This is a genomic window from Methylocaldum gracile (assembly GCF_053646815.1).
The window spans coordinates 2,896,927-2,911,055 of record NZ_CM132196.1; the positions used below are offsets into that span (position 1 = coordinate 2,896,927).

Sequence of the window (14,129 nt, forward strand, 5' to 3'; positions counted from 1 at the left end):
TTGCGATTGGAGCACCCGAATGACCCTTCCAATCGCAAACGGTCGCTTTAGTCGCGACCCTTCCCGACGCCGCCGTTGGGCCAACGGGTTCGTCGGCAAAGGATTGCCGACCTACGAAAGCTTGAATCGATCTACCCTAGCCGAAGGCGCCAACGACGTCCGCCAAGCCTGTTTTGCCGTACGAGCGAGATGAAAACGCTCTAGCCATAAAGAGGCAAGGAACATTCGACCGCGCATTGGCAATACAAAAAGCTTAAGAACATGTACTGCAATACGGCCGTCTCCTACAGGCCGACCGTGGCTTCGGTCTCTTGGGCACCCGCCCCCATAGTTAGCGATTTCAACCGGGCAAGACAAGAATCCATGCAACTCACCGCTGCGGCTATCGGCAGCCGCGACCTGGATACCATGAAGAAGCGGGATATGGCCTGTGACACGTTTTCGAGTCTTATTCCATTCGGCATTCGAGTGAACATTCATCGTAGGATGGGTAGAGCGAACCGAAACCCATCGATGGTGGGTTATAGCCCCTCGGCTCCGCTCGTGACAGGCCCTTCGACAAGCTCAGGACAGGCCCCGCGTAACCCACCGACCCTTCGACGTGGCTCAGGACAGGTCCGAGGCCGTTCGGTGGGTTACGGCCTCGCGGCCTAACCCACCCTACAGAAATTAATGCCTTACTGAAAGCGATAATGTTCGTCACGACATGTCGCGGGATATGCCGAGTTTTTCCATGCGGGAGCGCAGGGTGCTCCGCTTGAGGCCCAGTCGTTCCGCGGCCCCTTTCGGCCCGCCGATCACCCAGTCGGTTTCCCGCAAGACTTGGAGGATGTGTTCGCGTTCGACGTCTTCGAGTGTTCTCGATGCGCCGCGCATTGTGTAAGATTCCTTGTGAACGGATACCGAATCGGGCAGGGGCACGCGCAGCACGCCATTGGGCGACAGAATTACCGCGCGCTCGATGACGTTCTGAAGCTCGCGCACGTTGCCCGGCCATTGATAACGCTTGAGCGCTTCGGTCACCTCGTTGGGAATGTGGGTGATCGGGCGGTTGATGCGCCGCGCGAACTTTTCCACGAAATGTCGCACCAGGGGCGCAATGTCCTGGGGACGCTCGCGTAGAGGCGGAACCGTGATGGGAAAGACGTTCAGACGGTAATACAGATCGTCACGAAACGTCTGCTCCTTGACCATCCGGGCCAGGTTTCGGTTGGTCGCCGCCACCAACCGGACATTGGTTTTAACGGTACGGGCACTGCCGAGCCGCTCGAACTCCTGCTCCTGCAGCACCCGCAGCAGCTTGGGCTGCAGATCCAACGGAATCTCACCGATTTCATCGAGAAACAGAGTGCCCTCGTGTGCGAGTTCAAACCGACCGATTCGCCGCGCGATCGCCCCGGTGAAGGCGCCTTTCTCATGGCCGAACAGCTCGCTCTCAAGCAGATCCCTGGGAATGGCCGCGCAGTTCACCTTGACGAAGGGATGAGCGGAGCGCGCGCTCAGGTCGTGAATGGCCCGGGCGATGAGTTCCTTGCCGGTACCGGTCTCACCGGAGATCAGAACGGTCGCATCGGTCGTCGCCACGATTTCGACCTGTTTGAGAGCGCACGCCAGCGCAGGACTTTCGCCGATGATTTCGCCAAAGTCGTGCTCGATCCGGATTTCGTCTTCAAGACAGCGCTTCTCCTCTGCCAGCCGTTCCTTCGCCTCACTCACTTCACGGTAATTCAGGGCATTGTCCACGGCGATCGCCACCTGCCCGGCGATCTTCTCCAGGAAATCGATCTCCCCATCGCTGAAGACGCTGTCCGCCAGCCGCAATAGATTCAAGGTGCCGAGCAAGCGGTCGCAATGGATCAGCGGAAAGAAACAACCGGATTTCAGACCCTCCGCCAGGCCAGGATTGATTCCCCTATCGAACTGGGCCATGCGCTGGGCGTCGAAGACCTGGAGGCGACCTGTCCGGAACGTCAGACCAGACGGCGTCCCTTCCATAGGAAAAAGCGCGCCTGCCCGGACGGTTCCTTTGCCGTCCGGGAAGTCGAGCGTGTAAAGGCGCATCCCGCCCGCCTCGAGATCGGGCAGAGTAAGACCCACGAAATCGCACTGCATGACGCGCCGGACGCTCGACGAAACGGCCTGGCAGAGTTGTCTCAGATCCAGGTGCGAAAGCACCTCGTTGGTGAGATTCAGCAAAAGGCGGAGTCGCTCGTGTTCCTCCTGCAATTGTTGCTGCAGCCGCTTGCGCTCGGTGACATCCTCGACCAATGCCATGACAAAGCCGGGGCAGTAGCCTCCGTCCAAAACACGGGAAATGGTGTTGCTGACCCAGAGCACCCTCCCGTCCTTGCGCCGATAGCGCTTTTCGATCTTGAACTGCTGGAGCTTCCCGCTGAGAAACTCCTGGTAAAGGGCCAAGTTATTGCCGCGGTCTTCCTCGTGGGTGATATCGGGCCAGGAGAGTGCAAGCAGTTCCTCTCCGGTGTAACCCAGCATTCGCTGAAAGGCGGCATTGGCGGCCAGAAACCGGCCATCCACGTTGGATAATGCGATACCGATCGCGGAATTCTCAAACACCTGGCGCCAGCGTTCTTCACTGTGCCGCAGCGCCATTTCGGCCCGGCGGCGCTCCAACTCGGCCCCGGCGCGCACGGCAAAAATCTGCAGGATCGATTCGGCCAGCTTCGGGCTTTCGATGGGGTGGTCGAACAACACCACGATCAGGCCCAGGGCACGGCCGCCCGAATCAAGAAGCGGCGTTCCCACATACCCTTCAACCTTCATCTCGGCGAGAAACCGATCCTGGGGGAACGATTGCTGCACACCGCTCGCATAGGAGCACAGGCTCTTGCCGATCACGTGCCTGCAAGGGGTATGCGCCAGATCGTATTCAAAGTTGTCTACGATTTTCCCGTCCGCCCACACGGCGATGGTGCGCACCCGTTCCGAGCCGGCTTCCACCAGCTCGCCGATGAAGACGCGGTGGGCGTCAAGGGAAGCGGCAAGGTGTTCGACTAATGAGCGGAAAAAGCTTTCACCGGTCGCACTGGAAATCCCCTTGGCGATGTTGAGCACCCTGTCCTCCGGCGGGCTGCGGTCCATCTTGGGAATACCGCCGGTGATCAATGTTTGCATGGTCGCGATGCTGCCTGAATGATGTAGGCCTGCATGTCCTCGAACTGATGTCCCCCCGTGAATCACGCGAACTTGGTGAAGTGATGCGAGAACGTCGGAACCGTCACCGTTTCGGCTATCCGCTTCGTTCTCCACGCATGACGGTATCAAAGATCAGCCTAGAAAAGAAGCCGGTTGAATAAGGCCGTTGCGCGAGGCCTTACAATCGCAAACGGCCTATCGATTGGCCATTCCTCGCTCTCGGCTTCGGGCTCGATCCGGATGACGAAGACACCCACTTAACAGCGCGAGGCTCAGGGCCGAACCCATAGCGACGGGCTTCGCGCTAGTCATCGGACACCCTCCCCAGCTCGTCCACCACGGCGGGAACCGGTGCCCGCCCGCGCCTCCGTGCCACCCGGGCGCGGATGACCACGTAGAAGACCGGTGTCATGAACAGGCCGAACAAGGTCACCCCGAGCATGCCGGAGAACACGGTGACACCCATGATACGGCGCACCTCGGCCCCGGCGCCGTGAGAGAACACCAGCGGGACGACGCCGGCGATGAAGGCCACCGAGGTCATCACGATCGGCCGTAGCCGCAGCCGGCTCGCCTCGATCGCCGCCGCGACGATGCCGCGGCCTTCGCCCTCGAGCTCGCGCGCGAACTCGACGATGAGGATGGCGTTCTTGCAGGCGAGCCCCATCAGCACCACCAGCCCGATCTGGACGAAGATGTTGTTGTCGCCTCCCGTCAGCCACACGCCGAACAGCGCCGAGAGCAGACACATGGGCACGATCAGGATGACCGCCAACGGCAGCGTCCAGCTCTCGTAGAGCGCGGCCAGCACCAGGAATACCAGCAGCACGCACAGCGGAAACACGACTTTATTGGCATTGCCTTCGTGGATCTGCTGATAGCTCAGGTCGGTCCAGTCGTAACTCGTTCCGGCGGGCAGCACCCGAGGTGCCAGGGAGGCAATGGCGGCAATGGCTTCGTTCGAGGACATGATCCTGGGATCGGCCTCGCCGATGAGGTCCGCGGCGGGGTAGCCATTGTAACGGATCACGGGGTCCGGCCCATAGGTCTGACGGACCGTCACGATGCTGCCGATCGGCACCATCTCTCCGGCTTGGTTGCGGGCGCGCAGCGTGAGGACGTCCTCGGGCTGGTCGCGGAACTGGGCGTCGGCCTGAGCGTAGACCTGATAGGTGCGGCCGAAGCGGTTGAAGTCGTTCACGTAGGTGGAACCGAGGTAAATCTGCAGCGTTTCGAACACCTCGCTCAAGGGCACGCCATGTCGCTTCGCCTTGGTGCGGTCGACGTCGGCCGTCAGTTGCGGCACGTTGGCCTGATAAGAGCTGATGGGAAACCCCATCCCCGGTACTTCCGAAAGAGCGCCCGCGAGTCCCTGGACCGCATGCTGCAATTCACCGTAGCCCAGGCCCGCACGGTCCTGGACGTAGAGCGAAAAGCCGGACCCGGTGCCGATGCCGAGTATCGGTGGCGGCATGATCGCGAACGCGAACGCCTCCTGGATCGAGGAAAATTTGCCCATCAGCTCGCCGACAATCTCTGTCGCCGGCCGCTGGCGCTCGTCGAACCCGTGCAGGCCGAAGAAGATCGTACCGGTATTTGGCGTGTTGCTGAACTGCAGGGCATTGAGCCCCGGAAATGCCACGGCATCGCGGACCCCTTCGGTGGACAGGGCCATCTCGCTCATGGTGCGCACCACCGCTTCGGTACGATCGAGCGAGGCGCCTTCCGGCAGCTTGACGCCGCCTATCAGATACAGCTTGTCCTGGGTCGGGATGAAGCCCCCCGGCACCGCCTGGAAGCTCAGCCAGGTCAGGCCGATGAGACCGCCGTAGAGCACCAGGATTCGGCCGCTTCGGCGCAGGATCCTGACCACGGCGCCGGAGTATGCCTCGGCGCTGCGCTGGAAGCCGCGGTTGAAGGGTCGAAACAGCCAGCCGAACAGCGTGTCTAGCACGCGCGTCACCGGATCGGGTGTCGCGCCGTGCCGCTTGAGCAGCGTTGCCGCCAGCGCCGGTGACAATGTCAGCGAATTCACCGCCGAGATCACGGTGGAGATGGCGATGGCCACGGCAAACTGGCGGTAGAACTGGCCGGTCACGCCGGACAGGAAGGCCATCGGCACGAAGACCGCCGTCAGGACCAGCGCGATGGCGATGATGGGGCCGCTGACTTCGCGCATGGCCTGATGGGCCGCCGCTCGCGGCGCCAGTCCGTTGGCGATGTTGCGCTCCACGTTCTCGACCACGACGATGGCGTCGTCCACCACGATGCCGATGGCGAGCACCAAGGCGAACAGCGTGAGCGTGTTGATGGAAAAGCCCAGCAACAGCAACACCGCGAAGGTGCTGACGATGGAGACGGGTACCGCGAGCAGCGGGATGATCGAGGCTCGCCAGGTCTGCAGGAACAGGATGACCACCGCGACCACCAGGAGCACGGCCTCGAACAGCGTCTTCACGACCGCCTCGATCGAATCGCGAACGAACACCGTCGGGTCGTAGACCACGTCCCACTTCACCCCCTCGGGGAAGAAGCGTTCCAACTCGCGCATCTTGGCGCGCACGCTGTCGGAGAGCTCGATCGCGTTCGAGCCGGGGGCCTGGAAAATCGCGACCGCCACCGCCTGCCGATTGTTGAGCAGCGAGCGCAGCGCGTATTCGGAGGCGCCGAGCTCGATCCGCGCCACGTCGCGCAGGCGGGTGATCTCGCCGCCGGCGCCGGTCTTGACCACGATGTCGCCGAACTGCTCCTCGGTGACCAGCCGCCCCTGCGCGTTGATCGACAGCGTGAAATCACTGACGCGCGGCTGCGGAGGGCCGCCTATCGTTCCCGCCGAGACCTGGACGTTTTGTTCGCGGATGGCCCGGACCACGTCGCCCGCCGCCATGCCGCGCGCGGCGACCTTGTCCGGATCGAGCCAGATGCGCATCGAATAGTCGCCGCCGCCGAACACCATCGCCTGGCCCACGCCCGGCAGGCGCGCGAGTTCGTCCTTGACGTGCAGGGTGGCATAGTTGCGCAGGTACAGGGTGTCGTACTTCTGGTTCGGCGAGAGCAGATGCACCACCATGGTCAGATTGGGCGACTGCTTCTCGGTGGTGACGCCGAGCCGGCGCACATCCTCCGGGAGCCGCGGCAGGGCCTGGTTGACGCGGTTCTGGACCTGTACCTGAGCGAGGTCGACGTCAGTACCCGGCCTGAAGGTGACGGTCAGGTACATCACGCCGTCGGAGCCCGCCACCGACTTCATGTACATCATGTGTTCCACCCCGTTCATGGCTTCCTCCAGAGGGGTGGCGACGGTCTCGGCGATGACCTTGGGGTTGGCGCCGGGATAAACCGCGCGCACCTGCACCGAAGGCGGCACCACATCGGGGTATTCGGCCACCGGAAGCAACGGGATCGCGATCACTCCGACGACGAACAGGAGGATCGACAAGACTGCCGCGAAAATTGGGCGGTCGATGAAGAAGGCGGAAAAGTCCCTCATGCGCTGGGCTCCCGGGTCCGGTTTGCCGAGGTCTGCTCATTACCGGCGTTCAGCTTGGGATCAGCCGGATGCGGCGGGGGATCGCCCATCTTGATGAACTGCGGGCTGACCGGCATGCCCGGGAAGAAGATCTTTTGGACTCCGTGTACGACCACCGCGTCGTCGGTGCCCAAGCCCTCGGTGACGATGCGGAGGCCATCGAACATCCGCCCGAGCTTGACGTCGCGACGCTGCGCCCGGTTGTCGGCATCGAGCACATAGACGTACTTTCGATCCTGGTCGGTGAGGACCGCCTTGTCGTCCAACAGCACGGCCGGGAACTTGCCGCTGCTCGGAAGTTTCACGCGCGCGAACAGCCCCGGCGTCAACATCCCATCCGGGTTGTCGACCACGGCGCGGGCGCGGATGGTGCCGACAGCGGGATCGAATCGATTGTCCAGAAAATCCAGGCGCCCTTCGTGCGGGAAGCCCTCTTCATCGGCCAGCCCCACGAACACGGGGTTCACCGCCTCCTGCAAGGTGCCCCGCTCGCCGGTTCGCCTCCTGGCGCCCTGGCGCAGATACGCCTGCTCATCGACCTCGAAATAGACGTAAATGGGGTCCGACGAAACGATGGTGGTCAAGAGGGTCGCCGTCCCGGTTCCGTCGTTCACCAGATTGCCCTCGGTGACGAGTTCCCGGCTGATGCGTCCGCTGATCGGGGCGCGCACTTCGGTGAATTCCAGGTTGAGCTTGGCCTCGTCGACGGCGGACTGCGCCGATTGGACGGCGGCGATGGACTCGCGCAGGTTCTTGTCGCGGGTGTCGAGCTCCTCTTCGGAAATCACCCGCTTCTCGAACAGCCGCTGCGCCCGCGCCAGATCGTTTTTCGCCAGGTCGCGCCGGGCCTGGGCGCGCGCCAGCTCTCCCTGCGCCCGTCCGAGCGCGGCCTTATAAGGTCGGGGATCGATGACGAACAGCAGGTCGCCCTTCTTGACCAGGGATCCGTCCTTAAAATTGACCTTTTCCAGATATCCCCCCACGCGAGCCCGCACCTCTACGGTCTCCACGGCGTCCAGCCGTCCGGTGTACTCTTCCCATTCCACGACTTCCCGTTGAATCGGCCGGCTTACCGCAACCGCCGGGGGCGGCGGTCCTGCCGGCTCTGCCGTCGGTTGGCCGCAGCCGGCGAGCAGGCTCAGGAGGAGACCGAGCCAGCTTGCCTGAACTATCCAGTACCTTTTGTTGATCACGTTCTTGCTACCGTTTACCTTGCACTATTCCCCGGAGCGCATCGCCAGCACGCCAGGGTTTTACCGGAACTTTCCACACGCTGGCCGGTAGGTGTCCGGTACCTTCCGAAAGCCGATGGCGAGCCGGTTCCACCCGTTGATGGCGATGGTCGCCAGCGTGAGCTTGACCAGCTCTTCGTCCGTGAATTGCGCGCGTGCCTGTTCGAAGACCTCGTCCGGGGCGTGTCCTTCGCTGATTTGGGTGATCGCTTCGCACCAGGCGAGTCCGGCCCGTTCCCGATCGGTATAGAACGGCGCCTCGCGCCAGACGCTGAGCGCGTAGAGCCGCTGCTCGGTGTCGCCCAGAGCCCTCGCCTCCCTGGTGTGAAGGTCTATGCAGTAGGCACAGCCGTTGATCTGAGAGGCTCGGATCTTGACGAGCTCCAGCAGGGATCGCTCGAGACCGCATTCGTCCGCGTACTTTTGTAGCGCGCACATCGCCTCCATGGCGTCCGGCGCCGCTTTGGCATAGTCCAAACGTCTTTTCGTCATGGCCTTCTCGTGGTGGGTTAACCTCTGGGACTGGACTCTCTTTTTATCAACTTTCGTACCAGCCCCGACCGGTTCATTCGAACTTTTATGGATCAAACGTTTACCTTGAGCTTGCGGTACGGAAGCGAATTTATCGCAGCAAGCCGCGGGACAGAGGCGGCGATATCTCGCCCCGAGGCGACATATCGCCGCTCATCGGGCGGGTCTCCTTCCGAACTAAACGCCGCATGTCCCGGTTGTCTAGGCAAGTGGCCGCGGTTAGTGAATCCACACACCAAGGACAATGGGGGATTGGCGTGTTGACTATGGCGTTACAAACAAAGAAAAAGTTGACCCAAGGCCAATCACAGCCGCATGAGAACCAGAGGCCGCATAAAGGCGTTACCAAAACGATAGCCGTGCCCCAACTGGCGGCAATCGCCGGCGCCCTCAAAGGATTCATGTCGACCTTTCTTACCTGACGAGAAGGCGTCGGACCGTAGTTTGGCTTTTGCTCCATGCCAAGAGCATTCGTTTAGAGCTTGATGATGAGCGGATCTTCAGGAGTATCGGCCAGTTGCTCTTCCCACTCCACCAATTTTTGTGAACCTTTACATAGTTGACCGGGCCTACTTCGGCCTGAAGCCGAAAGGATACGGCCAGCATCCACACCAAAAGCGCTTTCATTCGTCGATCGCCGAGAATTGGAAATGGTGTTCAGAGTAGAACTTTCCGGCAGAGCAAAGCGCGCAGGGCTCGCATTGAGAACCCGTTTTACCAAACTCCGGATCGTTTGCTCCTGAAACGGTCGATTACCGAAACGGCTGATATGGCTGATAGTAATAGGGGTAAGCGTAGCCAGTCCCTCGCCACTCGCGAGGCCCAAACCGATAGGGCGGGACGTAGACATCAGGGAGCTCCCAACGTTGGGGCCACACATGGACTTGGCCGCAATCGATCACCGGGTAGCGGACCGCCGGATAAATGTAGTGGAATCGACCCAACGGCCTAATTTCCGCGTCTTGGACCGCCTGCTCCTGGATCTCCCCGGCCACGGTAATCAGACGGCCCGGAAAGTAGTCCGCTGAGTTCAGAGAGCCAAGGCACCGGACCAGAAATCGGCTTTGAGAGGCGTTGAACTTTTCCTTGGGACGGTCACTGGAATCCAGAGGCTTTTGCCAAACCTCGATTTCTGTCACTGACGGCAGAACGCGGGCAGCAGCCACCTTACCGCCCAAGATTACCGTCTGTCCTCTGAACGACTCCGGATCGGCGCTGATCTCTGCAAAGGACGGCTGATTTGTAGCCGCCTGCCGCCAGGACTCGGCTATCGGACTCGCTGCGCAACCACCCAAGAGCGGAAGAATCCATAACCACCCGCGCAACCGGTGCATCCTGCAATACCCGGTACCCCACGAACCAGACATCCCTCGCCTGGCCGGAAAGATCGAATGAATATCCATAGCGGCGACTCACAGGCCAAATTCCTTAATGGCTTAGATGTCCTGGCCGGACTTCCGGTTCATGCCCAGCCCAAGAGTGGGCTTATGAAGAGGACTAACATTTTCCGTGCTACGGCCTGCTTCAAGGCGCTGCCAGTCTGATCTCGGAGGGATTTGCCGCCCTGAGAAGGGCATCTTTCATGGCAGCAAGGCAAAGGATGAACCGCCACTATCGGGTGGCTTACTTGACTTTCCGAAACATAGACCACGATATCTAGGCTCAGCCAACCCAATCCTTCTATCTTTAGCCTCATCGTGTCCGAACACCCGTCGCAAGCGCCGGTCAATATCCGTAAGCGTACGCTTATCGCCGGCGAAATAATTCAGCAGGAGCAGCCATGAGCACATCGGACGTCGTCGTGATCACCGGAGCCTCGGCCGGCGTGGGGCGCGCCACTGCGGTGGAGTTCGCCCGACGCGGCGCACGGGTCGCCGTGCTGTCGCGCGGCGCGGACGGATTGGAAGGTGCTAGGCGGGATATCCGGCAGGCCGGAGGCACGGCGCTCGTCATTCCTGCCGACGTGTCCGATCCCGATCAGGTCGAGCAGGCCGCCGGTCGGGTCGAGCAGGAATTGGGGCCTATCGACATCTGGATCAATTGCGCCATGGCAACGGTATTCTCGCCGGTGAGCGCTATGACGCCCGCGGAGTTCAAGCGGGTGACCGAGGTCACCTATCTCGGCTACGTCTACGGCACGATGGCGGCGCTCAAGCGGATGCGGCAAAGAAACCGCGGAACCATCGTGCAGGTAGGCTCCGCCCTCGCCTATCGCGCCATTCCGCTGCAATCGGCCTATTGCGGGGCCAAGTTCGCCATCCGCGGCTTCACCGATGCGCTCCGTTCCGAGCTGATTCACGACCGCTCCGAGATCCGGCTGACGATGGTGCAGATCGCCGCGTTCAACACACCGCAGTTCGATTGGGCGCGCATACACATCAACCGGAATCCCCAGCCGGTTCCGCCGATCTTTCAGCCGGAAGTGGCGGCGCGCGGCATCGTTCACGCCGCTTATCACCCGCGCCGCGAATTCTGGATCGGCTGGCCGACGGTGAAAACCATTCTCGGCAACAAGCTCGTCCCCGGCTTCCTGGACCGCTATCTCGCCGACAAGGCTTACGAAGGCCAGCTCGGCCCGGAACCCTTGCCGTCGAACCGCCCCGACAACCTGTTCGACCCGGTGCCCGGCGATCATGGCGCCCACGGCCGGTTCGACAACCGGGCCAGGCCGTGGAGTTGGCAGCTCTGGGCGAACATGCACCGGGGCTGGCTCGCGGCCGGCGCAACCCTGGTCGCTGCTCTGGCGGTTTGGGGCTGGTCGGGTCAACCCGAGCGCCGGATTCAAACCAAGCGCTCCCGCCTCATCGCCGGTCGTCCCGGAACTCCACCAAATCCCCGCGCACAGTGATCTTCGGCAGCGAAAACAGGATGAAATACGGGCTCGTCTGATCGTACACCAGGTTCACGAAAACCTGCGCCGTGCCATTCGAGACTCCGGCCTTTTCGTACAGGCGCGTGATCGCTTCGGCATAATCCGGGCTCTTGAAGGTCAGAAGGCCGAGCAGCCTGAAACCGGTGCTGCTGCCGATGACATCAGCTTTCACGAGGCGGAAATTGGGTTGCGATAACGTGACCTGCGTGACGGTCGTAATCTGCGTACCGCCGGCGGCCGAAGGCGCAGCCAAAGGAAATCCGGTTGCAACGGGCGGGACGGGACAGCCGGTGAGCAAGAATAAAAACGGGATCAACAGCAGAAACCGCATGAGTACTCTCATCCCTCCGAATAAGCCATGGTGGTCAGCAGCGCGAGTTCGGCCTGGCGCGAGTCCAGCCGGGTGTGCTGCACGACGATGGGTACATCCGATTCGATGATGCTGGCATAGTCGGTATCCACGGGGATGGGCTCGGGATCTTCCAGATCGTTGAAACGCAGGTGCAGCGTGCGCCGAGCCGGCACGGTCAGCCGATACGTTCCGGCCGGTTCGCGGTCGCTGAAAAAGATGGTGATGGCCACGTGGGCGTCCGTGTCGCCTGCGTTGAGCATGCAGACGGTTTCGTGACTCTCGAGCGCCCGGCCCTCGCCGACGCTCGTCGGCGGGATATAGCCTTCGGCAATGGCCCAGAGTTTTTTGCCGATGGAAGTCGCCATAGTGCTTGCCTCATGTCTGAACCGGCAACTGTCGAAGCGCCATTTCCAAGATACTGACCGCGAGGCGCCGGCGCACCGTGGCCAGGCTCAATCCGTCTCCGGCAAAACCGTCGCTTTCATTTCCTTCGCGGCGGATTTGACAATGCCCCAGGCATCCACGTCTCCGCCGAACAGTGCCGAAAGATAAGCCTTGGCCTGCTCGAAGGTGATGTGCGGCGGCAGCGGCGGCACGTTGGGATCGGTGTAGGCTTCCAAGAGCACCGGCCGGTCGGCGGCGAAAGCCCGCTCCCAGGCCGGGGCGATGTCCTCCGGCTTGTCCACCTTGAGCCCCATGAAGCCCAGCGATTCGGCGTACCGGGCATAGGGGAAATCGGGCACATCTTGCGACGCCTCGTACTTGGGGTCGCCCGCCAAGGCCCGCTGCTCCCAGGTCACCTGGTTGAGGTCGCGGTTGTTGAGCACCAGCACGATGAAGCGCGGATCGCGCCATTCCTTCCAGTATTTCTCGACCGTCACCAGTTCCGCGTTGCCGTTCATCTGCATGGCCCCGTCGCCCACCAGGGCGATCACCACCCGATCGGGATAGGCGAACTTGGCGGCGATGGCGTAAGGCACGCCGCAGCCCATGGTGGCGAGCCCGCCCGAGAGCGAGGCCATCATGCCGCGGCGGATTTTCACGTCGCGAGCGTACCAGTTGGTGCCGGAGCCGGAGTCGGCGGAAATGATGCAGTTGTCGGGAAGGCGCGGCGACAGTTCCCAGAAGACCCGCTGCGGATTGATGGGATCGGCCGCGTTCATGGCGCGGGATTCCAGCACCTGCCACCACTCCCGGATTTCCCGCTCGATGAAATCTCGCCAGCTGCGATCGGTCTTCCGTTGCAGCAGCGGGATCAAGGCCCGGAGCGTCTCGGCGCTGTCGCCCACCAGATTCACCTCCATGGGATAACGCATGCTCAGCATCCGCCCGTCGAGATCGATCTGCACGCCGCGGGCCTGGCCCTCCTTGGGCAGAAACTCGGTATAAGGAAAGCGCGAACCGATCATCAGGAGGGTATCGCAGTTCAGCATCATCTCGTAGCTGGGCCGGGTACCCAAGAGTCCGATGGAACCCGTGACGAAAGGCAGGTCGTCCGGCAGCGCCGCCTTGCCCAAGAGCGCCTTGGCGACGCCGGCCCCGAGAATCTCCGCCGTTTCGGTGACTTCGTCGGTCGCATGCAGGGTGCCCGCGCCCACCAGCATCGCGACACGCTGGCCCTGGTTCAGCACGTCCGCCGCCTTTTGCAGATCCTCCTCTTTGGGCACCACCCGCGGCGCGGCATAGCCGACCCCGGACAGAATATGGCCGTGTTTCCGGGGCGGCGTGGTGACCGCGTCCAGTTCCTGTACGTCGTTGGGAACAACGATGCAGGTGACGGTCCGCTCGCACACGGCGATGCGCACCGCCCGATCCACCAAGTGCCGAACCTGGTCCGGGCTCGATGCCATGTAGACGTATTCGTGGGCCACATCCTTGAACAGCGTCACCAGATCCACTTCCTGTTGATAATCGCCGCCCAGGGCGCCGCGCGCCTGTTGCCCGATGATCGCCAGGACCGGCTGGTGGTCCAGCTTGGCGTCGTAGAGCCCATTCAGAAGATGAATCGCGCCGGGTCCCGAGGTCGCGAGGCACACGCCCACCTGCCCGGTGAACTTGGCGTGGGCGCAGGCCATGAAAGCGGTCATCTCCTCGTGGCGCGCCTGGATGAATTGAAACCGGTCCCCGGCCCTGCCGAGCGCGCCAAGAATGCCGTTGATGCCGTCCCCCGGATATCCGTAAATGCGCCGGATACCCCAAGCGGAAAGCCGAACCAGCAGAAAATCGCTCGCCGTGTACGCCATGAGTCGCCTCCTTTCCCAGGTCCTCTGCCGGCCACGCCCGCGACGCCCGATCATCGAGACCGGCACGCGGACGATCATGCTTTCGAGTTATTAACCCGGCCTATAAATATAGGCCGGGTTAATCCGGGGCAGGGATGCCCTGGCGCGGCGACAAGCCGCGTGAGCCCAGGCCGGGCGTGTACCGGCCTGGGCGGCGGCCCGAAATACCAGGAGG

Annotated in this window: 9 protein-coding genes; 1 reads left to right on the top strand and 8 read right to left on the bottom strand. The window is 62.2% G+C overall.

The features are described from left to right. Window positions 1–699: 699 nt before the first annotated feature. From ACWJJK_RS12725 to ACWJJK_RS12745, 5 genes are all read right to left on the bottom strand, one after another. Window positions 700–3,135, bottom strand: a complete 2,436-nt coding sequence (locus tag ACWJJK_RS12725; RefSeq protein ID WP_454128133.1) for a sigma 54-interacting transcriptional regulator — start codon at window positions 3,133–3,135, stop codon at window positions 700–702. Between the two features lie 325 nt (window positions 3,136–3,460). Next, the gene (locus ACWJJK_RS12730) at window positions 3,461–6,646 is read right to left on the bottom strand and encodes an efflux RND transporter permease subunit (RefSeq protein WP_454128134.1); all 3,186 of its coding nucleotides are present in this window, start codon (window positions 6,644–6,646) and stop codon (window positions 3,461–3,463) included. Next, window positions 6,643–7,878 carry an efflux RND transporter periplasmic adaptor subunit gene (locus ACWJJK_RS12735; protein WP_454128135.1) on the bottom strand — a complete coding sequence of 412 codons (1,236 nt, stop codon included), beginning with the start codon at window positions 7,876–7,878 and terminating at the stop codon, window positions 6,643–6,645. Before ACWJJK_RS12735 ends, ACWJJK_RS12730 begins: the two co-directional genes overlap by 4 nt. Window positions 7,879–7,938: 60 nt before the next feature. Beyond that, window positions 7,939–8,409, bottom strand: a complete 471-nt coding sequence (locus ACWJJK_RS12740) for a carboxymuconolactone decarboxylase family protein (protein WP_077730183.1) — start codon at window positions 8,407–8,409, stop codon at window positions 7,939–7,941. Window positions 8,410–9,200: 791 nt separating this feature from the next. After that, window positions 9,201–9,815, bottom strand: coding sequence for a Slp family lipoprotein (locus ACWJJK_RS12745; RefSeq protein WP_168175401.1), 615 nt, complete (start codon window positions 9,813–9,815; stop codon window positions 9,201–9,203). Between the two features lie 413 nt (window positions 9,816–10,228). Between ACWJJK_RS12745 and ACWJJK_RS12750 the strand changes: the two genes are divergently transcribed. Beyond that, window positions 10,229–11,296 carry an SDR family oxidoreductase gene (locus ACWJJK_RS12750; RefSeq protein WP_454128136.1) on the top strand — a complete coding sequence of 356 codons (1,068 nt, stop codon included), beginning with the start codon at window positions 10,229–10,231 and terminating at the stop codon, window positions 11,294–11,296. On the opposite strand, the gene ACWJJK_RS12755 is transcribed toward ACWJJK_RS12750, so the two are convergent. The 3 genes from ACWJJK_RS12755 to ACWJJK_RS12765 form a co-directional block, all read right to left on the bottom strand. Then, window positions 11,250–11,663, bottom strand: a complete 414-nt coding sequence (locus ACWJJK_RS12755) for a DUF6567 family protein (protein WP_454128137.1) — start codon at window positions 11,661–11,663, stop codon at window positions 11,250–11,252. The genes ACWJJK_RS12750 and ACWJJK_RS12755 overlap by 47 nt on opposite strands. Beyond that, entirely contained in the window at window positions 11,660–12,037 is a 378-nt protein-coding gene (locus ACWJJK_RS12760; RefSeq protein ID WP_454128139.1) for a sensory rhodopsin transducer, read from the bottom strand. Before ACWJJK_RS12760 ends, ACWJJK_RS12755 begins: the two co-directional genes overlap by 4 nt. 87 nt (window positions 12,038–12,124) lie before the next feature. Next, the gene (locus tag ACWJJK_RS12765) at window positions 12,125–13,915 is read right to left on the bottom strand and encodes a thiamine pyrophosphate-requiring protein (protein WP_454128140.1); all 1,791 of its coding nucleotides are present in this window, start codon (window positions 13,913–13,915) and stop codon (window positions 12,125–12,127) included. Window positions 13,916–14,129 lie beyond the last annotated feature (214 nt).